General features: G+C 43.5%; 14 protein-coding genes. 9 read left to right on the top strand and 5 right to left on the bottom strand.

Translation table 11 applies throughout. The features are described 5' to 3' along the window. Positions 1–31: 31 nt before the first annotated feature. The 3 genes from ACFI6G_RS04030 to ACFI6G_RS04020 all read left to right on the top strand — a co-directional run bounded on the left by ACFI6G_RS04030 (position 32) and on the right by ACFI6G_RS04020 (position 4,289). Positions 32–1,135 (top strand): PEGA domain-containing protein, encoded by a 1,104-nt coding sequence (locus ACFI6G_RS04030; RefSeq protein ID WP_010432133.1) that lies wholly within the window; start codon positions 32–34, stop codon positions 1,133–1,135. 167 nt (positions 1,136–1,302) lie between these two features. Beyond that, positions 1,303–3,132 (top strand): SUMF1/EgtB/PvdO family nonheme iron enzyme, encoded by a 1,830-nt coding sequence (locus tag ACFI6G_RS04025; protein ID WP_462710145.1) that lies wholly within the window; start codon positions 1,303–1,305, stop codon positions 3,130–3,132. A 437-nt stretch (positions 3,133–3,569) separates the two neighbouring features. Beyond that, complete coding sequence (locus ACFI6G_RS04020; protein ID WP_010432139.1) at positions 3,570–4,289, top strand: helix-turn-helix transcriptional regulator; 720 nt, start codon at positions 3,570–3,572, stop codon at positions 4,287–4,289. Between the two features lie 100 nt (positions 4,290–4,389). Here the strand turns inward: ACFI6G_RS04020 and pdxH are convergent, their stop codons facing one another. After that, positions 4,390–5,025: a pyridoxamine 5'-phosphate oxidase gene (gene pdxH, locus ACFI6G_RS04015; RefSeq protein ID WP_016767927.1), complete on the bottom strand. Its 636-nt coding sequence runs from the start codon at positions 5,023–5,025 to the stop codon at positions 4,390–4,392. Positions 5,026–5,192: 167 nt separating this feature from the next. On the opposite strand from pdxH, the gene ACFI6G_RS04010 reads away from it, so the two are divergent. The 6 genes from ACFI6G_RS04010 (at position 5,193) to ACFI6G_RS03985 (ending at position 14,798) form a co-directional block, all read left to right on the top strand. After that, positions 5,193–7,148: a sensor histidine kinase gene (locus tag ACFI6G_RS04010; protein ID WP_016767928.1), complete on the top strand. Its 1,956-nt coding sequence runs from the start codon at positions 5,193–5,195 to the stop codon at positions 7,146–7,148. 70 nt (positions 7,149–7,218) lie between these two features. Next, entirely contained in the window at positions 7,219–8,517 is a 1,299-nt protein-coding gene (locus ACFI6G_RS04005) for a sigma-54-dependent transcriptional regulator (protein ID WP_010432165.1), read from the top strand. A 112-nt stretch (positions 8,518–8,629) separates the two neighbouring features. Continuing rightward, positions 8,630–10,021: an HlyD family type I secretion periplasmic adaptor subunit gene (locus tag ACFI6G_RS04000; RefSeq protein ID WP_010432168.1), complete on the top strand. Its 1,392-nt coding sequence runs from the start codon at positions 8,630–8,632 to the stop codon at positions 10,019–10,021. 59 nt (positions 10,022–10,080) lie between these two features. Further along, complete coding sequence (locus tag ACFI6G_RS03995) at positions 10,081–10,749, top strand: transglutaminase-like cysteine peptidase (protein ID WP_010432171.1); 669 nt, start codon at positions 10,081–10,083, stop codon at positions 10,747–10,749. Positions 10,750–10,754: 5 nt separating this feature from the next. Next, positions 10,755–12,665, top strand: a complete 1,911-nt coding sequence (locus ACFI6G_RS03990; protein WP_010432174.1) for a bifunctional diguanylate cyclase/phosphodiesterase — start codon at positions 10,755–10,757, stop codon at positions 12,663–12,665. An 18-nt stretch (positions 12,666–12,683) separates the two neighbouring features. Further along, positions 12,684–14,798: a type I secretion system permease/ATPase gene (locus ACFI6G_RS03985; RefSeq protein ID WP_010432180.1), complete on the top strand. Its 2,115-nt coding sequence runs from the start codon at positions 12,684–12,686 to the stop codon at positions 14,796–14,798. Positions 14,799–14,943: 145 nt separating this feature from the next. On the opposite strand, the gene ACFI6G_RS03980 is transcribed toward ACFI6G_RS03985, so the two are convergent. The 4 genes from ACFI6G_RS03980 to ACFI6G_RS03965 form a co-directional block, all read right to left on the bottom strand. Then, on the bottom strand, positions 14,944–16,614 hold the full coding sequence (locus tag ACFI6G_RS03980) for a DUF342 domain-containing protein (protein WP_010432183.1): 1,671 nt from the start codon (positions 16,612–16,614) through the stop codon (positions 14,944–14,946). A 406-nt stretch (positions 16,615–17,020) separates the two neighbouring features. Beyond that, the gene (locus ACFI6G_RS03975) at positions 17,021–19,159 is read right to left on the bottom strand and encodes a GNAT family N-acetyltransferase (RefSeq protein ID WP_462710144.1); all 2,139 of its coding nucleotides are present in this window, start codon (positions 19,157–19,159) and stop codon (positions 17,021–17,023) included. Between the two features lie 93 nt (positions 19,160–19,252). Next, positions 19,253–20,227, bottom strand: coding sequence for a ParB/RepB/Spo0J family partition protein (locus ACFI6G_RS03970; RefSeq protein ID WP_016767931.1), 975 nt, complete (start codon positions 20,225–20,227; stop codon positions 19,253–19,255). A gap of 5 nt (positions 20,228–20,232) precedes the next feature. After that, positions 20,233–21,450, bottom strand: coding sequence for a ParA family protein (locus ACFI6G_RS03965; RefSeq protein WP_010432190.1), 1,218 nt, complete (start codon positions 21,448–21,450; stop codon positions 20,233–20,235). Positions 21,451–22,524: the final 1,074 nt, after the last annotated feature.

The following is a 22,524-nucleotide window of genomic DNA, read 5'->3' as shown; positions in this document are numbered from 1 at the left end:
GCCAATTTCAATCTATAAGTTGCAGGGACCTATGACTAACTTTCGAATTTCAGCGCTTTTACTTGCGCTATCCCCACTTTGGGTATCTGCATCGGTATCCGCTGAAGAACTGAATCAAGTCGATCCCGTTTCAGCTATCGATGCAAAGCTAACAGAGAAAAACTCAGATATTGAGCGTATTTCAGCAACCCAGGTATCAGCGACTGAAAACCTAAAACAACTACAGAACCAAAACAGTAAGTTGTTGCGCGAAGGTGAAGAACTCAAGGCAAAACGTAACAGAGCCAAGTCTGTACTCGACAAACAGTACAGTCGCTTACTGGAAGATCCAGAAACTGATTTGGTCTCTTTTCAGAAAAGCTACCAAGATGCTTGGGCGGCCGTTAAAGAGAACCAATCGTCTCAGTTAGACAACCAACAAGCGATGAACGAGAGTGAAATTCACCTTTCTCAAATCAAGCAAAAGCAAGCTCGCCTGAACAATGAGCTGGCTAACTTAAGAGAATCAAAAGTTGAAGCTCGCGTAAAACGTATTGCAACAGAACTCCGTGAAAGTGCCGTTCTTGAGACCAGCTACACCACGACATGTGCATCAACAATGACACTGGGAGAGTGTACTGCTCAAGGCAAGTACTTGACCAATCAAAAAGCCGTGCAAACGTTCAAAAGCCAATTACTTGAGCAGCTCACAGAAAGCGCGCTAGCGAAGCAAAACTTACAAGGTGTTCAGCTGAATATCCATGTTCAAGACAGCCAAGCAATCAAGAGTGGTTTCTCTGGTAACAACGCTTACTTCGTGCAAATGCAGGCTCAGCTTCAAGCAAAACCGGAAGCGGTAGCAGCGTGTAATTTATTGAACGTTTCAACACGCTACTGTTTAAAGGGCAGTGATGTTGCCGTGGCTAAAAAGAGTGATAAACAGTGGGCAAACGTGATGGTACGTTCTGATCAGTACAATGATTCAGTGACGATCAACGGCATTAAGTACGGCAGCACACCGATTGAGGTTGCACTCCCAAGCGGTCGTCACCAAGTGACTATTTCAAAACAAGGTTACGAGTCTTACAACCGCACAGTTACCATCAACGGTAGCGACACTATTTGGGTTAAGCTTCTTCCTAGCAAGGAAAGCTAAGTCCAGTATGAATAGCTCAGCGCTCTAATTAAGATAGCCGTGCCTATTTCACAAAGCTGAATGAATACTCGCCATTTTGTTGATAGTTATAAAAAGTAGCTGCAAACGAAATGGCGTGTTCGTTTAGATTATTCGATTAACCTAATTTACGATTGAAGTAGCCCAACATGCGCCAAGGTTTTCCCACTCTATTATTTGCACTTGCCCCTTGCTTAATGACACCAGCTGTTTTCGCTGAAATAATACCACCAGCAATCACAACATCTGTCACCAACATTGAAAGCTCACTCTTCGAAAAGTATACCACTTTAACGGCTGTCGAGAAGAAGCTGACGGACAAACAAAACCAAGTCGATAACCAAGCAAAGCAAACGGCAAATCTAGCCAAGTTATCCACTCAAGCTGAGCAAAAACTCGCAGCAGCGAAAGCTAGTCTAGAACAAGATTACACCCGCATGATTGACGAGCCTGACTTCGACATCTCGCCGGCTCAAAACAGTTTCCAAAACGCTTGGAAAACTGTAAAAGAGAGCAAGCTTGCTATTTCAGACTCAGAACAGAAGCAACAAGGCTTGGTGATGGAACTAGAAGCCATCCAAGCAGAAAAAGCGGCTGCTGAAGCTTCAATCGCAAACCTCAATCAAGATAAACTCAGAGCAAGAGCTGAACGACTAAGAAACGAGGTCACTCAAACCAAAGAGCAAACGGTCAGCTTTACCAACCGTTGTAGCAGTGACATGACACTCGCGCAATGTGCAGACCAAACGGTGACCTTGGCACTTCAAAAAGCCGTTAAGCAATTCCAGCATAGCTTGGTAGACAACGCGACTGAATCAAAAACAGTGAAAGAGCACCTATCGTCTGCTTCGCTAAACATTCACGTTCTACAACACAAAGTGAAATCTTCTGGTTTCTCTGAAGATAGCCGTTACCGAGCAGTGATTGCAGCGAACTTAGAGACTCGCCCAGACAAAAACACACCTTGTCGCTTGCTTGGTATCCAGTCATCAAACTGTTTCACACAGAGCGATCAACAAGCCAATGGCCAGCAAAAAGAAGTCGCTTGGGTTAACTTAATGGTTCGTTCAAACCAATATAATGACAAGGTATCGATTAACGGCGTGGACTATGGCAGCACACCGGTTGAAGTAATGCTACCAACAGGCCAACACATGGTCACAATTGAGAAAGAAGGCTACCTCTCTTTCCATCAAGAACTGAAAATCGCCCGTGATCACAACCTACGAGCGGTATTACAAGCCAAACAAAACTCGCTGAATGTCGGTACCAAATTTGCCGACCCAATGGGAAATGACACTCCAAGTCCAGAAATGATTGTGGTGGGTTCAGGCCGTTATTTATTGGGTGAAAACAACGCTAAACAAGTGACGATCAAACAGCCATTTGCATTAGCAGCGACACCAACTCGCGTTCAAGATTTTAAAGCGTTTGTTGAAAGCACTGGCTACCAGACAGACGCAGAACTGATGAACACCTGCGATACCTTCGTTAATGCCGAGATCACAACGGTTTCAGACAATGACTGGCTGAACCCTGGCTTTAAGCAAGCTGATAACTCACCGGTAGTTTGTGTTAGTCAAAGTGATGCCAAAGCGTATACTCGCTGGTTATCTAAAAATACAGGCTATGCCTACCGTTTACCAACACCACAAGAATGGGAAGCCGCAGCAAGAGCAGGCCAAGATACTAACTTCTGGTGGGGCAATGAATTCCTTTCGGGTAAAGCCAATACCGGTTGGGCTGGCACACCGTGGTCAAACATCAGCACCTCTCCAGTTAAGTCATTCTTACCAACACCTACAGGCTTCTACGATATGGTTGGCAACGTTTGGGAATGGACAACCGTTCAGAAAGGCTTGGCTAAAGGTGGTGCGTGGAGTTTTTCACCAGAAGAAGCAAAAGTGTTTAACGAACTGTACGTGCCAACGTCAACGGCAGCAAACTACTTAGGTTTCAGAGTATTGCGCGAACTGTAGCACTCAATAACCAACTCAATAGTTTCTAATATTTACGCTAGGCTCTCAAATATCGCATTGAGTTGTATTTATGGGGGAATTCCCCCCTTATGCACAAGCATTCCTAGGAGTAAATTTATCGATAGAGTAGTAAGTCACTCTAGGTATCTAGCTGATACCTTAGGTTAATTTACATGACCCTCGTGAATTAATCTGAAATCTTCTACATGTCGACAAGACATATCTTGTCTTTAGCCAGCCCTTCTTCAGGCTGGCTTTTTTTCGGCTATTAACCAGTCACTTCGATCACCAATCACTCTTGATATATACAGTAAACCAACAATTCGTTTAACTATGATTCAAGCTCTATTTATCTCTCAGGATTCAGCCTCTAATTGCCATTGCAGCGCTATAAGAAACTGATATCATTAACATACTTCTGCTTACGAGATAAAACCTTGCCAGAGTCACTCAATGCCATACATCGTTCTTTATTTGAACAACTCCCAGGCTGCTGGGGCTGCAAAGATACTGAGTCGGTTTTCGTTTACGCGAACCTCGCCTACAACCAATTGATTGGCTTAAAACCCAACGAGAGTTGCACTGGCTTGACCGATTTCGATATGCCGAGTCAAACCACTGAGTGTGCGCAAGATTTCAGGGCTCAAGATAAGCATGTGATGGAAACACGCACTACCCTGAAGATTCTTGATATTCACCCCTACCCAGACGGACGCTGGCACGCGCATATTTTTACCAAAACCCCTTGGCTTGATGCAAACAACAACGTACAAGGCACGATCTTCTACGGTCAAGAACTCACTGACACCGCAATTTTAGAGGTTGGTCATTGGGTTTGCCAGGCGACAGGTGCCAAAGATGGTCAGACATCCATTGCAGGTTCAACGCCACGCACATCTAAACTCAAAAAACGACTGACTTCGCGAGAATCAGAAGTGCTATTTTTGCTGCTGTTCGGCAAGAAACCGCAATACATTGCATTAACGTTAAATATTTCAATTAAGACTGTCGAAGGCCATGTCGCCAGATTGAAGCAAAAATTTGATGCGAGCAGCAAAAGCCAATTGATTGAGTATGCATTGGACTCGGGGTTGGGCTCAGTGATCCCCGAAACCCTGCTCAAAAAGCAGATTTCCGTGGTTCTGCACAGCGAATGAGCGAGAGTCAGACAAAAAAATACCGTTGTTTGATGTGTTTAGTCACCAAATCAACGGGATTTTTAAAGCAGTTAATCCGTTAGCAAATCTATAAAACAGATTATGGCGCTAGGCGGTCAATGTCCCAGCTGTTGTCTTGACGTGAAAACAAGAAACGGTCGTGTAAACGGTGTTCGCCACCTTGCCAAAACTCAATACTATCAACGCGTACTCGGAAACCACCCCAAAATGAAGGCACTGGAATCTCTCCTTTCTCGAACTTCTGCTTAAGCTCTAAATACTTACCTTCCAGTATTCCGCGAGCTGAGATTCGGCTACTTTGCTTACTTGCAATGGCAGCCAATTGGCTTTCTTTCGGGCGAGATGTGAAATATTTCATGTTCTCCAACGCGGTCAGCTTTTCAGCTGTACCTGTGACATGAACCTGTCGCTCTAGAGGATGCCAAGGGAAATGCAAACTAATTTTGCTATTGTGCTCAAGTTGGTGTGCTTTACGACTACCTAGATTGGTATAGAAAACGAAGCCATCTTTATCAACATTTTTCAGCAACACAATTCGTTGGAATGGCTGACCATTTTCGTCAACTGTCGCTACTGTCATTGCAGTAGGATCCGTCAACTTAGCTTCAATGGCTTGTTCTAGCCATTGATTGAATTGGTCAATTGGGTCTGCGGCCAAGTCTTTGCGTCTCAATCCACCCTGAGCGTATTCACGACGAATGTCTGTCAGTTCCATTTGGTTGCTCCTTTTGATTTTTTTGTGATTTTGCGCCGTAATCCTTTGAAACACAAGTCTAAGCCTTGGTTTTGTCTTACAGAAGGTGCTCTGTGTTAACGAGATCTCGGTACGCTAACCGTCATATTGATAGTCTATGTGTAAACTGATTGTAACCTGAGTTTATAGTGACTAAAAAATCGCCCAACCTAATCACACCTTTTGTTTTATTCTCACTAATATTGGGAGCTGCAGGGCTGACTGCAACTCACTTTCTTGCCGTACAATTCCAAGAGAAGATCGTTACTCAGCAACTCAACGAAGCAGCCAACAAAGCGAATCTGCAAATCGACTCCGAGCTGGATAAGTTCAAACAGATCCCCGATTTACTCAGTCATGACCCACGCCTGATCTCTTATTTCACCTCATCACCACAAACCGACAAGATAACCGTAACACAGCTTAATAAATTGTTGTTTGAATGGTCGAACCAAAGCCAGGCTGACACCATTTATATTCATGACCGAAGCGGCACAGTGGTCGCTTCCAGTAATTATCAACAACCCCGCACATTTGTTGGAGAAAACTTCTCGTTTCGCCCTTACTTTGCCTCTGCAATAAAGGGCAACAACACACAATACGTGGCGCTCGGTGCTCGCTCGAATGTACGAGGCTATTTCTTATCCTCGCCACTGTACACCGATAAAGAAATAGTCGGCGTTATCACAGTAAAAGTAAGCTTAGAGAATCTCGAAAACATCCTAACCAGCGATGATTTTGAGATCGTAGTACTCGATTCCAACCAAGTGGTCTTTCTGTCGAACCAAACTTCGTGGTTGTATCATTCACTGTTGCCATTAAGTGAACAACAACAAACAGAGATAGCGACTCAGCGGCAATACGGCCAAAGTGAAATTTCGATCATCGAAGACTTTCGATCGGCAAAGCTTCAACAAAAAGCTAACGACACAATCCAACCTAACGATCTTCAACCAAATCAGATTCAAAAAGAACTCGTCTCCAATCAGCTGTTTCAACTTGGTGCTTTCAACCTATATCCTGCCCCTATTAGCAATAATCAGTATCAAGTCGTTGCGCTAAAAGAGACAAAAGCCGAGCTGCTTAAAGTGCTACAGATCGACGTCATCTTTATTATCATCTATAGCTTGGTGATGCTGATTGCTTGGTCGTGGCGTCAAACCTACATTGCGAAGGTCGCGTTAACTCGACTCAATGAGAACCTAGAACAGACCGTTGATAAACGAACTCATTATTTAAAGCAATCTAACCAACAGCTCCAACAAACCATCTTTCAATACCAAGAGTCACAACTGAAATTAAAGCAGACCGAACAAGAGTTAACTCAGACGGCTAAGTTAGCGGTATTGGGCGAATTGTCGGCTAGCATTAATCACGAAATCAACCAACCACTTGCAGCGCTGAGAACTTACAGCGAGAACAGCTTGAAGCTGCTTGAAATGAAACGAACAGATTTAGTCAAAAGCAACCTAGATAAAATGATTGCTTTAAATACATCAATTACTGAGATCATCGCGCGCCTCAAGGTCTTCACCCGCAAAGTCACCAAGCAAGAGCATCACGTGGCAAACTTGCATCAAGCGGTCAATAACGCCACCAGTATTCTCAGTGCGCTGATGATTAAGCAAGGCATTACACTGAGGTTAAGTACAATGCCGGATGACATAAATCTAGCAATTCACCCAACTGAGCTAGAACAAGTGTTGGTTAACCTGATTCACAACGCGACTCAAGCACTTCAGCAGCAGGCTATGGAACAGTCAACTCCAAGACTAAAAACCTCGGGGCAAAGCATCTTAGAAGAGCAAAGCTCCAAGCTAGAAGCTTTAGACATACAAACGATCCCACAAATTGGAGTGGAATGGCAGCGCAAGAATGACACCTGCCAGCTGATCATATGGGACAACGGCATAGGTATCTCTAAAGATAAGCTTGAACAGCTCTTCGACCCATTTTTCACCACCAAACCAGAAGGCTTAGGGCTTGGTCTATCGATCTCGAAGCGAATCATTGAAGCGTATCACGGCACGATTAACGCAGCACAGTTAGAGCCGTCAGGCATGGTATTCTCGTTAAATATTCCACTCTATAAGAATCAGGGTTAGTTCCCTTGTTTTGTTTACTCACGATTATGCCAATTTCACACCATTGTTAAGGACTCGGCTTTTGCACTCTATGCCCAAACTCTATTTTGTCGATGACGAACCCGCGATTAGGGACTCTGTAGAACAAGCCATGCTCATAGAAGGCATCACTATCGTCTGTTTCCCCAATGCCATTGAGGCATTGAGGCAGATCGACGTCGCGCAAGCAGGAATCGTGATAACAGATATTCACATGCCAGTAATGGATGGCATTCAATTCACCCACAAGCTTTTGAGCCATAACCCCAACTTTCAAATCATCGTGCTCACAGGACATGGTGACGTCCAAACAGCGGTATCTGCGATGAAATCCGGCGCTTATGACTTTTTAGAGAAACCTTTTGTGGTCGACGATCTGCTGACAGCAGTAAAAAAAGCAGCAGATAAACTCGCATTAGTTGAAGAGAACAACCTATTAAGAAAAGAATTGGCAATGCAAAATCAAGTAGGGCCAAAACTGATCGGTCAATCACCAGCGATGCAGGCCTTACGCCGTGAGTTAATCACTCTGAACTGTAAAGAAACCCCACTACTGCTGTTTGTTGGAGACATAGGAACAGGAAAAAGAGTTACAGCGCAATACACCCATGATTTACACAGTCATCACACAGCAGAGCTTTGTCCAATCGCCGCCTTCAATTTACCACGCAGCGATGAAGCGACATTTCAGCAGTTTGTTTTACAACTGTTCCACAAATATCAAGGTGGAACGATCTATATTCATGAAACACAAGCACTAACTCAAGAACAGTGGCTGTGGTTGGCACGTCTAAAACCCATTCTACTTCGTGAAAACTCATGCAAGACCAATGCAACTTGTATCATTATCGCAACCACAATAGTTCCTACTACAATTACCAATGAACTACGTCGATTTAATTTACTACCTTTGGCGCAAAGAACAGAAGACATTGGCTCTTTGTTCAAACATTTTGCTCGCGGTGCGGCAAGTCGATATCAGTTACCACCGCCTGTTATTACTGAAAAAGAGATTCAACGGTTAATTGCCACTCATTGGAGTGAAAACATTCGACAACTTCGTCAACATGCCGAGCTCAGAGTACTAACGCAAATCAAGCAGCCACCGCTCGACAGTAATGAAGATGATGAGCAAGTTGGTGAGAATAAACTTGATGTCAGCATAGAAGAACAACAGCAGTCACTAAGTCAGCGGACTGATAGCTTTGAACAAATCATCTTGATCGAAGCACTACATCGCCACCAAGGACGATTAAAAGAGGTACAGCAAGAGCTGCAAGTATCGAGAAAGACACTGTATGACAAGCTAAGAAAGCACCAACTTGATAAAACGGATTTCAAAAATCGATAAGAATTAAAAAATATATAAATTCAAAGATTTAAAGGAGCAAAATCTTAACATTTATCAAAAGTAAGAATACACTCAATAGGCTTGCACTTTTATTTAGCGAACAAGGACTGTTATGAGTCAGAAGAATTTCAGCAAATTGAACGAAACCGAACTTGAGTACGTCGATGATAAGACAGCGGCGCTGCTCCTCAATACGCCAACCAGTGCGCGTATTATGCTATGGGTGATCGTTCTGTTTTTTATTGCTGCTATTGGGTGGTCTGCATGGGCCGAAATCGACAAAGTCACCGTTGGCCAAGGCAAAGTCATCCCCTCCTCCCAGATTCAAGTGGTGCAAAACCTTGAGGGCGGCTTGGTAAAAGAGATATTAGTTCGAGAAGGTCAACAAGTTCAAAAAGGTCAACAGTTGCTCTTGATCGATGATACTCGATTTCGTTCTGACTTCCGAGAACGCGAACAACAAGTCGCCAACTTAACCGCCAACGTTTTAATGCTTTCCGCTTCCTTTAACAGTGTCGTGATCAATGAAGAGTTCTCGGTCGAGAACTGGAAAAAAAGTGTCCTTCTAGACTACGGTAAACTTGCCTTCCCACCCGCACTTTACGAGCTTCAGCCTAAATTGGTCAATCGCCAAAAAGCAGAATACCGCCAAGATTTGAACAACCTAAAAAACCAACTTTCCGTTTTTGATCAACAAGTTGAACAGAAACAACAAGATTTAATTGAGATAAAAGCACGTGTCGATAACTTGAGACAGAGTTATAAGTTTGCTCGCCAAGAACTAGACATCACCAAACCACTTGCAGATGAAGGGGTAGTACCAAGAATTGAGCTACTCAAGCTTCAAAGACAAGTGAATGATACTCGTCGAGAATTGACCTCTAGCGAGCTCAAAATCCCTCTCCTACGCTCAGCGATTAAAGAAGCGATGCTAAGCCGTATCGATGCCGCATTGAGCTTCCGCTCAGAACAACAGGAAAAGCTCAACCAAGCGCAAGACAAACTCTCAGCAATGACAGAATCTTCGGTTGGGCTTGAAGACAGAGTAAATCGGACAGTGGTGGTTTCTCCTGTAACTGGCACCGTTAAAACGCTTGGTATTAATACCGTGGGCGGTGTTATCCAACCGGGTATGGACATCGTAGAGATTGTACCGACTGAAGATTCTCTATTAGTCGAGGCCAAAATCGCCCCACAAGACATCGCATTCCTACGCCCTGAGCTGCCCGCCATTGTTAAATTTAGCGCTTATGACTTCACTAAATATGGTGGTCTAGAGGGCGTGTTAGAACACATCAGTGCCGATACTACCCAAGATGAAGAGGGCAATAGCTATTACATCGTGCGTGTACGTACCGAGAAATACAGCTTTGGCCACAATGAAGAGCTACCTATTATTCCGGGAATGACGGCTTCAGTCGATATCATAACCGGCAAGAGAACTGTGCTTGAGTACATGTTGAAACCGATCCTCAGCGCTCAAAATAACGCACTAAAAGAGTAAGGACGCTTGATGGTTTACAACGTCTTTAAACACTCGGAAAACAGACAAGAGCAGAGGCTATGAAGTCTCAATTTTCGCTCTTGTTGTTAGTCCTTACCTCTTTTACCTCTGGGGCGCTGAACAAGAGCGACCAACGATGGATAGATGCCGTCTCTGAAACCTATGGGGAAAGAGCCGGAAAGCGAGTCGCAACATGGCGTTCAAATATGACGTCATACGATGGATTGAGTGAAAAAGAGAAACTCGAGTCTGTTAACCAGTTCTTTAACCAAATGTACTTTGTCGACGACAGCATACTTTGGGGAAAGAACGACTATTGGGCGACACCACTGGAATTTTTGGGAAGCAACGCCGGTGACTGCGAAGATTTCACTATCGCAAAGTACTTCTCTTTACTTGAACTGGGCGTCTCAGATAAAAAATTACGATTAGTGTATGTAAAAGCACTTGAGCTAAACCAATTCCATATGGTGTTGGCATACTACTCAACACCCAGTGCCGAACCACTAATTTTAGACAACTTAAACCCTGAAATAAAACGCGGCTCCAAACGCAGAGACCTGCGACCGATATACAGTTTCAACGGTAAAAACCTTTGGTTGATCAAGTCGGCAGCAGGCAGCGGAAAGCTAGCAGGGAAATCTTCACGATTGAGCTTATGGAACGACTTACGTTCTCGTGAGCGCTCTCTTAAATTAAACAAACCCATTATCAATTACGATGAGTAGGTACAATGACTTTATATAAACAGCTTGTGGTCGGGATGGTTGCAGTGTTCATATTGCTGATGACGTCAGTTTTTATGATCGAATTCAACACCACCCGTGGATACTTAGAAGAGCAGCAACGCTCTGAGGTAAGTAATACCATTAATACTGTTGGACTGGCTCTCGCCCCTTACCTAGAAGAAAAGGACAAGGTGGCTGTAGAGTCTGTTATCAACGCCCTGTTTGATGGCAGCTCTTACTCTGTCGTACGATTGATTTTTCTCGACAGCGGTGACGACATTCTTCGCTCATACCCAGTAAAACCAACAGGCGTACCAGAGTGGTTTACCAACCTTAACCTGTTTGAACCGGTTCATGACCGTCGCGTAATTACCAGTGGTTGGATGCAACTGGCAGAAGTCGAGATTGTAAGCCATCCAGGCCCAGCCTACGATCAACTTTGGCAAGCATTTACGCGCTTAGTGACCATATTTGGAGCCATCTTCTTGCTGGGTTTGGTCTCTATCTCTTGGATCCTTAAACGAGCACTGCGTCCTCTTTCATTGATCATTACCAAAATGGATCAAATCGCCAAGAATCAGTTTGGTGAACCATTGGTTCGTCCGAAAACAAAAGATTTGATCTTAGTGGTTGATGGAATTAACCACATGTCGACACAAGTTGAACAGGCCTTTAAGAACCAAGCGAAAGAAGCGCAGAAGCTACGTGAACGCGCTTATATCGACCCTGTATCTCAACTAGGTAACCGCGCTTACTACATGTCTCAGTTAACTCAGTGGTTAGAAGAGTCAAGTTTAGGTGGTTTAGCGGTACTAAAAGCCGAGTTTATTAGTGAAGAGTACGATGAAAAAGGTTATCAAGAAGGCGATGCATTGGTACACCAACTTGCCGATCTGCTGCAAGCTTCGATTTCATCGCCAGATATAACTATAGCTCGAATTTCTAGTGACGAATTTGGCTTTATTATGCCAAACATCGACGAGAGCGAACTTAAACTCGTCGCGAGCAGTATCGTAAACTGCATTCAAAACCTAGGTTCAGATCCAACCGGTATGGCGAATCCACACATTGCACTTGGTGTTACCTACAGTAACAAGAGAAAAACCAGTACCGAAATTATGTCGCTGGTGGATAACGCATTATCAAATGCGAAAGCAAACCGCGAGCTAGCTTACGGCTACGTAACAGCTGATGACCACGGTGCAGTGATGGGCAAACAACAATGGCGCATGCTGGTTGAAGAAGCGATCATCAACGACCTAATGACTTTCCGTCTGCAAGCGGCGAATAACGCTTTTGGCAAAACGTATCACCAAGAGGTGTTCTCTGCGATTGAGAAAGAGGGTGTTCGTTACGGGGCTAACCAGTATCTATACGCACTAGAACAACTTGAAATGAGCCACATTCTCGACCAATACGTTATCGAGAAGATGATTGAGAAACTGAATGCAAAAGAGGTGACCAGCCCAATTGCTATCAACATCTCACCGAGCAGTATTTCTCAACCAAGCTTTATCCGTTGGATTGGAAATACTCTGGATCAAAACGCTTCTATCGCACACTTGCTTCACTTTGAGATTCCAGAAAGTTGCTTCATCAATGTTCCACACTACACGGCGCTATTGTGTAACACCATTCGTAACGCAGATGCGGTGTTTGGTGTCGATAACTACGGCCGTAATTTCCAATCGCTCGATTACATCAACGAATACCGTCCAAGCTATGTGAAGCTCGATTACTTGTTCACACATAACCTTGATGACGAAAAACAGAAATTCACCTTAACATCAATCTCTAGAACCGCTCACAACCTAGGCGTGACAACTATTGCGTCTCGAATCGAAACTCAGACTCAATTAGACATTTTGTCTGATAACTACGTAGAAGTGTTCCAAGGCTTCATTGTTGATAAATAGTTGTAAGGGTTATATCACATGCAAGATCCACTATTGAACTCATTGATCTACGTTAGCCGGTATTACGGGTTAGCTAACTCGCCCGAAGCGTTGATCAATGGGCTACCACTATCTGATGGGAAGCTAACCCCTTTCCTATTCCCTCGTTCAGCTGAACGAGCAGGATTAGTGGCGAAAGAAAATCGTTGCGACTTAGAAAGTATTCCTCACCTCATTCTACCTGCTATTTTACTTCTCAAGCAGGGCGAGGCATGCGTTCTGAATAGTATTGATTCAGAAAAACAAGAAGCAGAGATCATCACAGCAGAGAGTGGAATGGTGCCGATCATCATTCCACTAGACGAGCTGAAAGAGCAATTCATCGGTCGTTACTTCCTAGTAAAAAAACAGTTCCGTTATGATGAGCGCTCACCAGAAGTCCTAAAAACACGTAAGGGTCACTGGTTTTGGAGTACGATCTGGGAATCTAAAAACATCTATCGCGATGTGTTGATTGCCTCTATTCTGATCAATATATTCGCGATTGCTGCGCCAATGTTTACTCGTTTGGTATACGACAAAGTAGTACCGAACCTCGCATTTGAAACCCTATGGGTATTGGCGAGTGGTATTTTTGTCGTCTTCCTTTTCGACCTGCTTTTAAAATTAATGCGAAGTTACTTTATTGATGTCGCGGGTAAGAAATCCGATATCCTTATTTCCTCTAAGCTTTTCAGCAAAGTGTTAGGGATTCGCATGGAAGCCAAGCCCGCTTCAGTTGGCGCTTTCGCAAAAAACCTGCAAGAGTTCGAGTCTATTCGTGAGTTCTTTACCTCTGCAACTATTGGTTCATTAATCGATTTACCATTCGCGTTGATGTTCCTTGCTTTAATTTGGTTAATGGCAGGGAACCTCGTGTTTGTTCCTGTTGCTGGTGTAGTAGTCCTGATTATCTACGCACTGTTAATCCAAGGACCACTGCGTCGTACGATTGAAGAAGGGTCACGTCTTGCTTCTCAAAAATACGCGAACTTAATTGAAAGTTTGGCTGGGTTAGAGACGGTTAAACTGTTCAGCGCGCAAAGCCAATTTCAGTTCCGCTGGGAAGAAGCCGTTGCTCATATGGCAAACTGGAACATTAAAAGTCGACGTATCACCGACAGCATCCAAAACACTGCTGGCTTCGTTCAACAAAGTACCAACGTTGGGATGATCATTTTCGGGGTGTATCTCATCGCGGAAGGTGAACTCACTATGGGTGGTTTAATTGCCGCAACCATGTTGAGCGGCCGTGCCATTGGCCCTCTTGTTCAGTTGTCGCTGCTTTCGACCCGCTATAACCAAGCGAAATCATCAATGACTTTGATTGAACAAGTGATGTCGATGCCAGACGAGCAAGAAGAAGGTAAACGCTACATCCACCGTCCTATTATCCAAGGCCATATTGCGCTAGATAAAGTAACGTTTCATTATCCTGATTCTCCAGTTGCTTCTATCAGAGATCTCACCCTAAACATTTCTCCGGGTGAGAAAGTTGCCATTATTGGTCGTATTGGCTCGGGTAAGACAACGCTGGAACGCCTGATTATGGGCCTGTATAAGCCCACAGAAGGCCATGTACGCATTGATGACACCGATATGGAACAACTGCACCATGTCGACGTACGACGCAACATAGGCTGTGTTCCTCAAGACAGTAACCTATTCTATGGTTCAGTGAGAGACAACATTACATTAGGCCGCCCTCTAGTCGACGATCGTGATGTGATGGATGCAGCCAACCGTGCCGGTGTTACCGCCTTTACTCAGCAAGATCCTGCAGGTTTAGAACGTCAAGTCGGTGAAGGCGGTGCTTTGCTCTCTGGTGGCCAGCGTCAATCGATCGCCATTGCCAGAGCATTCCTAGGTCGCCCGCCAGTACTTTTATTAGATGAGCCAACCAGCGCCATGGATAATCGCTCAGAGATGCACATCAAGCATCAGCTGAGTCAATTGCAACCAAGTGAGACCCTAATCCTTATTACGCACAAGACTTCGATGTTGGATATTGTAGACAGAGTAATTGTGATGGAAAAAGGCAGCATTATCGCCGACGGTCCAAAAGCACAAGTTCTATCAGACCTCAAGCAAGGCAAAGTAAGGGCTGCTAGCTAATTGGAAAAATGAAACGAATTTAAACGCGAGTAGAAATAGAAAGGGGAGCATTAGCTCCCCTTTCTTATATTTGCCGCACACCTAATTAGCCACTCAACAAAACCAACCAATCAACTAATTAACTAATTAACGCCAAATCTCTTGGTTACAGAGCGAGGTCTTCTTGTTCCATTTTAAACGAACACTGGATCTCATATTGGTTAAATGAGAACACGCTGCCGCCGTGGGTTCGCTTGGTTGTGACTGTCTCATCACCAAACTGAATCGTAACTCGGGTATATACCTTTTCATGAGCCTCAACAGTGCATTCAGCAAGGTTGGTTTCAAACTCGGCTTCGAGTGTGTCCAAGTGTGATTTGGTATTCTCAATCGCGAGGTTATTCTTTTCTCGTTGCTGCTCGATTTCTAGTGCTTCAGCCTCAGTTCTCTCGGCTTTTGAGCGTTTCTTAAATTCAAGCTCTTGACGAATCACTTCCATGGTTTGCTCTTGAGCGTGCTTATAAGTTTCCTTTAGTTCAACAATTTTTTGTCTATATCCATCGTAACGTGCAAATCCATGGACCTTGGTCGCGGTGTCTCCCTCAACGCCTAAGAACACACATTCCACTTTGCCGCCAACTTTAGCTTCGCCCCCACTGAGCGTTCCGTGTTTCTTCAAAGAATCCATGACAATAAGGTTGTTGCCACAGCGAATGTCGTTACTCATACTGTGTACGCCAAGTCGGATGTCATTCGCACTTTGCAGCTCTGCATTCTGCGCATAGCTTGCTGTTATAGATCCTTTCGTAAATACCTTACAACTTTTTGGCTCACCCTCTTTTGTGGTGTGGCCGATAATGCCTTTAGCGACTTTAATGTCACCTTGAGCCTGAACTTCGGCCGACTCGATAAAACCACCAACTGTAATACTCCCCGTCGCCTTAACTATCATTCCCGGTTCTATGTTTCCAGAGACAAACACATTGCCTTTAAATTTAACGTGGCCGGTGGATACATCGACGTTGCTAACACACAAGGCGTCATCCACTTCAATGGTTCGATCTTTAATGATGGGTAATCCGGGGTATGAAGCGAGGAGTAAATTGGGATCATCAGGGGAAATATAAGTGCCTTTTCCGGGCTTAATCAAACTGTCTTGTCCGGGAAGAGGCGGGATAACTCGACCTTGGACCGTAAAACCAGCGATACCTTTGGTGGCAGGAGTGCGCTTCATTAAGTGATCATTTTGACCAACAGTAATGGTTTGTCCTAAGTCTCGCATATCAATTTTGCCTTCGTCTTTACTACGTGGCTTCAATACTTGTCGCGTGATATCTTCAACTAACGCGGCAAACTTAGCGTCTTTACCCTTTACCGGTTGTGTACCTTTAGCAACCGGCTGAATAAACTTTTCACCCGGTTTCAGCTTGCTACTCATCATCAATACTTTTCTGAGCGCTAACTTATTAATCCCTTTTGTTATGTGTGCCAGAGCTAAGCAGTGAATGATGTCACTACCAAGCAGTGGTTTACCATTATACGGCCCAGTAACCACAAGACTCGCGAGCATCTCATCATCAGACAGTTCGACAGCAACACTTGCATCACGCACCTCAGCAATCAACATACCGTCGTACGCTTCACCTTTTCCTTCTTTAGCAAGAGTCACAAAGCGCAACACCTCTTCTTCAAAAAGAAAATAGTTAGACGCGCCTAACGTTTCCAAAACTGATGGTAGTGGCTTGTTGTCGAAGCTTGCGTCGACCACAACTCCCGATGGTAGACGAGCAACTACTTGTTGCTTGTCTTCTGACAATGTAACGATGTTATCCCACATTCGAATTGAGTATCCCTAATGACTCAGTTGATATTCAGTCTATATAATTCGTTCAGACCTTAGAATCTCCGCATTTGAATAATCAGCGTCACATCACTTACTTTCGATCTTGCAAAGCTGACTCATAAATAAGACTTACCCATTTTATCTTCAAATTCGTATTTACAAAGGTTGAGTGGGATGTCTTTCGCCATTTAAAGTTAAACGCAATGAATAGTGAATCAGCTAAATTCAAACTAGTTTAGCCAAAGTATGATTTAGTGATAGCAGGAGAAAATTGAAAATCAATGATATGAATGAGTCTGGGGATAATGGGAAAGGTTGGGAATCAATATTGAAGTTCAGTTTACAGTGTAAATTCGTCATTCTAATTTACACTGTAAATCCAATTCAAAAACCAGCTACGCTATTTACACTGTAAATTGGATAATAGGACACCGACATCTTGTCTAAATTGAAGCTCTGCTCGCTTTCGTCCAACAAGGCTAAATTGTTCAACACATGTCCCCCACTCTTTCTGTTGGACCACTTTCGCGATAACTAAGTCAGAGACAACGAAACTAGCATTGCCCACAAGCTCTGATTTAGTTGTCTGAATTTGACAAGCATTACTCAGCAAAACCAGCTTCAACACACTAAAACCAATGCTGTCGTAGCTATTGCCACCGTCGACATAGTTCTTGAGAAGTTGGATTTCGAACTCAGAAATCGGATTAGAAATATTGGGGAGTAACGCTCGCACCATTTCAGTTTCAAGCGAGACCAAAGAGCCGGACACCAAAAAACAGAAGCTACTTTCGAAGTGATTTTTTAGCTTACTGATCCAGTGTTGAGCTATCTTGTTAAGTGGCTTAACCATTAACACAGAGTGACATCCACTTGCCTGATCTCGCTGGTGGCCAATATGGACAGGTAAAAATTCATTATCTCGCCAAAAAGAAATCAACTCACTAGTCGCACCAAAGCTCGTCGCCAGATAATCGGTTTGTTCCATTTGCTCAGACAACTTAGCCAGCATCCAACTGCCGATGCCCAAACCTTGATGTCGGGATGAAACAGCAATTCTCATCACTCGAACGCAACGATTCGTTGCCGCTTGTGCACAGCCAAGTTGATTTGCCAACAAAACCGGAGCGAGATGACCTTGTGGTCTTCGTTTCCCAGTTTGGATTTGAAGAATTAATTCATCACCCAAACCGCCCTCTTCCGTCACTAACACACAGCCTAAACAGTTATCTTTCTGCCAAGCCGCGTATAAGTGAATAGATGGGTTGTTAAGGAACTGCATTAAGTCATTTGGAGACGTCTGATAATGAGCATCGACCAACAGTGCGAAACATTGTTGAAGTTTTTCAGGGTAAGCAAGACCATCTTCTTTGGACAACTCAACCAAGTTAAGATGATTTATTCCATTTTCTGCAAAACTAGCTAGCTCGTTAAAAGCTGAGTCATTAGTTGATAAGTCACTATTCAATAGGAAGCAATCAAACAGCCAACGTTCTAACGGGTCATTGTTATTCCAACGAATAGGTTGTTCAAGTTTGTAGCCTTTCCAGCCTGGGCGATACTCAGAAAGCCAAGCTTCAAACTTAAGTCCAAAACCTCTCCCACTTCCCTCATATCCATGAACAGTGGTCGAAAAAACCATGCGGTGATAAATATCGACCATAGATTTAAGCATCGGAACAGGAATAGCCGCAGCCTCATCCACCAAAAGTAAGTCACAATCTGGATTAGATTTAAGTAACTCGTCTGGCGCTACAAACCTTAGGCTTCCACCTTGATAGCAAATATAGGCCGCATTAATAGCTTCGCAAGAATCGAGTCGTTGGCTTGCGTGAGAAAAAACTGGCTCAATCGCTTTCATCGAAGGCGCGGTAACAATAATGTTTAGACCAGGACGCTCAAGCAAAAGTTGCGCTGCGGCGATACCCAATGTTGAGCTTTTTCCACGACCTCTATCGGCAGTAAGAATTAAGGGACGCTTACGGTGTCCAAAGACTACTTTTTTAACTAAATCTACAGCCGTGTTTTGCTGTTCAAATCGGTCTACTTCTTTTTCGGTTTTTCTCTTTTCTGGAAGTGAGTTACCCGCTTGAATCACATCTACGGATTCATTGCTCTGCGAAACTGAAAATAATCGGTCAAAATGCATTTTCAACCAACGTTTGCCTAAATCTGAATCCAACCCAGTTTCAGATTTACCAACACTTGGCGGCATCACCAATAATAAACCGCCCCCCATTAACGACCCCAATGCAGCACTGAAACCATTCGCGTCAAACTGTTCTCTAAAATCACAAACAAGAACTTGGCATTCGCGACCAAGTAGCTTCTGACCTTTTTTTACTGGAGCATGAGTCACGTCGTTAAGCGGAACGCCACCAAGCTGAAAAGTAGTTTGAGATTTGGCGTTTTCAAGAAAGGCGGAAATAGCCATGTTTTGCCAATTGAAGTCACCATCAAAAACAACGCCGTAACGGTGATCATTATGTTGGGCAATATCGGCAAGAGTATGGAGAAAAGTATCGGTTGGGTTTGTCATAGTTAGCGTCCAGATTCGTCTGAACACAGTTTATCACAGCCAAATAAAAAGCCGCATAAAGCGGCTCTAGAGTAGTGATGGAAAGCAGTCGACTTAATCGAGTTTAGCTTGAACGAACGCTAGAATCTCTTCCATTGTTGCATCATCCACTTTCTTAAGGTTTAGTGCTAAGTTCAACCCCTTACGGCTGTATGATGCACGACCTTTAATAAGCTCAACTTTTGGAGATGCTTTCTTCGCAGGAGCCGGCGCCAATTCAAGAATCCAACCTTCCAAAGTTTCTGTCACGTCTTTCGTTAAACGAGTGACCCCTTGAGCTTCGCTACGCTGCCATACAAAGCCTTCTGAAGCATCACACTTCGCTAGTAATGCTTGCTGCTGTTCGCTAGTCAAACCACCAAATTGTTTGTGTAGTTTAACAATTGTAGGACGACCAAGGTCGCTCACATTTGGGTAAGCTTGTAGCAATTCAAGCGGTAAAGCAGCCGCTTTCAACGCACCACTCACCAAAGCCTCGCTGCACTGGAACATTTTCGCTAGTGCTTTCTGGTCTTCAGCTTCACCTTTATCCAGCTTAGCTTGCATCTCTTTACCTTTCTCATACAGAGAAAGTGGTTTATGAGCATTAGCAACGTCTGATAAGAACTTAGCGTGTTCGCCATTAATGTTTTCAGCAACATAAATTAGGAATTCTTTGTCGGCCAAAATACATGACATACGACGACGGCTACCGTCAAGAACTTCAATCTTACCGTCTTTGTTCTTACGACCAACCGCTGGATATTGCTGACCACGCTCTTTTAACGTTGTAAGAACGTCAGAAAGCGCATGTTCATTTAAGAAAGATTGCTCACGTGCATTCTCTTCAAAAACAACCGTTCGAGTCGCAACTTCAGCTGCTGGAATTCGAACTAATTCAAATGAAACCAAATCTTCGCCTGCAACAGAAAGCTCGATGACTTGAGCCTGTTCTTTAGCAGCAGTTTGCGCTTCTTGCGGCGTTGCTACGCGACGTTTGTTTGCTTTACCAAATAGCTTCGCATTTAAGTCAGATGTTTTAATTGCCATTGTTGTTATCCCTGATTAAGTGAAGGCCAGTTGCTATGTAATACACGCTCTAATTCTAGAGCACTTTTTTGCACGGCGTCTTGAGCGACAGCTAGCGTTTTCTTACCGCCCTCAAAATCGCTCACCGTAAGATCGAAAACCGTACTGTAGGTATCTGCACAGGTTTCAAATGCACGGCTTCGTGGAATGGTTGCCATCATTACTTGGTCATTCAACAGGTAATTCATTTCAGTTAAAACAGAGACCTGCTTCTTGTTGTCATCTTCAAACATGGTTGGCATTAGACGAACAAACTCAAGCCCTTTCCAATCTTCCGGGAACATCTCGTATACGGTTGGTAAGTGCTGAAAGAAGTTAACGGTTGAAGCCCAGTCCAAACGCTTTGCAGCACATGGAATCAAAAGTGCGTTTGATGCGTACATGGCATTCCAAACTAGAGGATCTACGTGCGGACCGGTATCAATCATGATCACATCAAAATCATCGGCGATTTTGTCGATCAGTTTCTCTTTTAGAAGGCGAACGATATCAAGTGACTGGTCTTGCGACAGGCTTTGCCACGCTTCAGCATTAAACATCGCATCTTCTGGGAACGCAGAAATGGTCTTTAGGTTTGGATATTGAGTTGGCAATAGTACATTCTTGCGCAGAAATTCTAGGTCAACATCTTGGCCTTCAGGCACATTGTCCAACATGATGTCGACTGCAGAATAGATACTGTCGTGTTCTGCACCACTAATTTGTGGGTTTAAGAACAGGCGCAAAGAACCTTGTGGGTCTAAGTCGATTAGACAAATACGGTAACGCTTATCTAAATTCAGAGACAAACACGCCGCTAAATGAACCGCTGTCATTGATTTACCCGTACCACCCTTTTGGTTTTGTACGTTGATAATCCACGGTTTATTGTCAACATGCTGCTTGCGTTGATGGAACTTTGGCACCTCAGCCGCGTCCATAAGCATATGAGCTTCGGTCAATGAAATCGAGTAATGATTGGCGTTGTTCTTGGTAAATTGATGACCGTCCGCTTCAAGCTTAGTAATAGCCTCATCCAATTTTCGACGAGTTAAGCCAGAACGAGTCTCCATCATAGCTTTAGACATTGGAGGGAAATGTTCATCACTTCGCTCTTCCAAAATAATCTCAATTCGGTCAGCCTGAACTTGTTGAGTTTGTTCGGCTAGCTGATAGAGCTTATCAATCGTTTGTTCTCTTTTCATTGCCAGTTTCCGTAATGATTAACCAAGTACAAATTGTACAGCGATTAACAACAAACACAACAAAAACGTGAACATACATTTATGAGTAAAATCACATAAAATAGACTGAGTTTTTACAATTTGATGAAACTTAGTCTTAGATGAACACAAAAACATCCATTTTTGTCACCGATAACAGTGTTATTTCTACCTTACATTTTAAATGTTACAGCATCACTTATTTACAATGTAAATGGAATTTCAGAGAAAAAACTTCGGAACGATTGAAATACAGCCGTAGATTACGGTTTGTGTGATTTGCATTAGAAATTGACAGATTTTCAACCAACAAAGAGTAAAACCTAAAAAAGAGCTTGGTTAATAGAAAACAAAGCGAAGATGAGACGTCACTAAACAAAAGAGAATTGAGCCTCAACCGGAAGAATGATCATGGTATATATAACACGTCAGAAAATTGATAAGTCCATATTATGAAGCATGATCAAGGTGTAAACTCATCAATATTGATCCGTATGAATGTCCGTTCGAAATGATCAACCTCCGGAAAAATGATCAAGTAAATATCGTTCCGGAAGCATATAAATTTATAGCTAACTTACGGACAAATGCTTTTGCAATGGGGATTCAAGCTCTATAAGGCCTGATTGGTTAGAAATTCAATCGACACAGAATGGAAATGCAGAAACATGACAATTTCATGATCATGCTTCCTGATTTATTATGTTGCGAGCTAAAAGTGCCCAACCACTGACGGTGTGACCAATCTCGACCAATTTTTAAACATAAAAGGGGAGCAACGATATAAAAGCCCCATTACTTGATCATTGTTCCGATGAATTGGCTGTCAAAAATATCCACATTGGCGACTTAGAAGTGATGAAGAGGTGCTTGAAGAATTGTGGACTGTGGATAAGCTGTACAAGCACTATGATCATACTTTCGAATCAATAATGATCATGCTTACAATCACTTAATGATCATAGTTCTGAAGTTCTGTGATCATGCTTTCTTAAGTTTAATGATCATAGTTTCGTGCTCTTTATGATCATGCTTTCCAAGAGATTTTTTTTTAAT

It is taken from the genome of Vibrio sp. PSi01, assembly GCF_054960695.1.
The sequence above is the reverse complement of the archived record's forward strand: the minus strand, read 5'-3'. Positions and strand labels throughout refer to the sequence as shown.

What these genes read in the sequence shown, in the direction of transcription:
- ACFI6G_RS03985 (WP_010432180.1), top strand. Translation starts at nt 12,684, where the DNA reads ATGCAAGATCCACTATTGAACTCATTGATCTACGTTAGCCGGTATTAC.
- ACFI6G_RS03990 (WP_010432174.1), top strand. Translation starts at nt 10,755, where the DNA reads ATGACTTTATATAAACAGCTTGTGGTCGGGATGGTTGCAGTGTTCATA.
- pdxH (WP_016767927.1), bottom strand. Translation starts at nt 5,025, where the DNA reads ATGGAACTGACAGACATTCGTCGTGAATACGCTCAGGGTGGATTGAGA.
- ACFI6G_RS03975 (WP_462710144.1), bottom strand. Translation starts at nt 19,159, where the DNA reads ATGACAAACCCAACCGATACTTTTCTCCATACTCTTGCCGATATTGCC.
- ACFI6G_RS04005 (WP_010432165.1), top strand. Translation starts at nt 7,219, where the DNA reads ATGCCCAAACTCTATTTTGTCGATGACGAACCCGCGATTAGGGACTCT.
- ACFI6G_RS04025 (WP_462710145.1), top strand. Translation starts at nt 1,303, where the DNA reads ATGCGCCAAGGTTTTCCCACTCTATTATTTGCACTTGCCCCTTGCTTA.
- ACFI6G_RS04000 (WP_010432168.1), top strand. Translation starts at nt 8,630, where the DNA reads ATGAGTCAGAAGAATTTCAGCAAATTGAACGAAACCGAACTTGAGTAC.
- ACFI6G_RS03980 (WP_010432183.1), bottom strand. Translation starts at nt 16,614, where the DNA reads ATGTGGGATAACATCGTTACATTGTCAGAAGACAAGCAACAAGTAGTT.
- ACFI6G_RS03970 (WP_016767931.1), bottom strand. Translation starts at nt 20,227, where the DNA reads ATGGCAATTAAAACATCTGACTTAAATGCGAAGCTATTTGGTAAAGCA.
- ACFI6G_RS03965 (WP_010432190.1), bottom strand. Translation starts at nt 21,450, where the DNA reads ATGAAAAGAGAACAAACGATTGATAAGCTCTATCAGCTAGCCGAACAA.
- ACFI6G_RS03995 (WP_010432171.1), top strand. Translation starts at nt 10,081, where the DNA reads ATGAAGTCTCAATTTTCGCTCTTGTTGTTAGTCCTTACCTCTTTTACC.
- ACFI6G_RS04030 (WP_010432133.1), top strand. Translation starts at nt 32, where the DNA reads ATGACTAACTTTCGAATTTCAGCGCTTTTACTTGCGCTATCCCCACTT.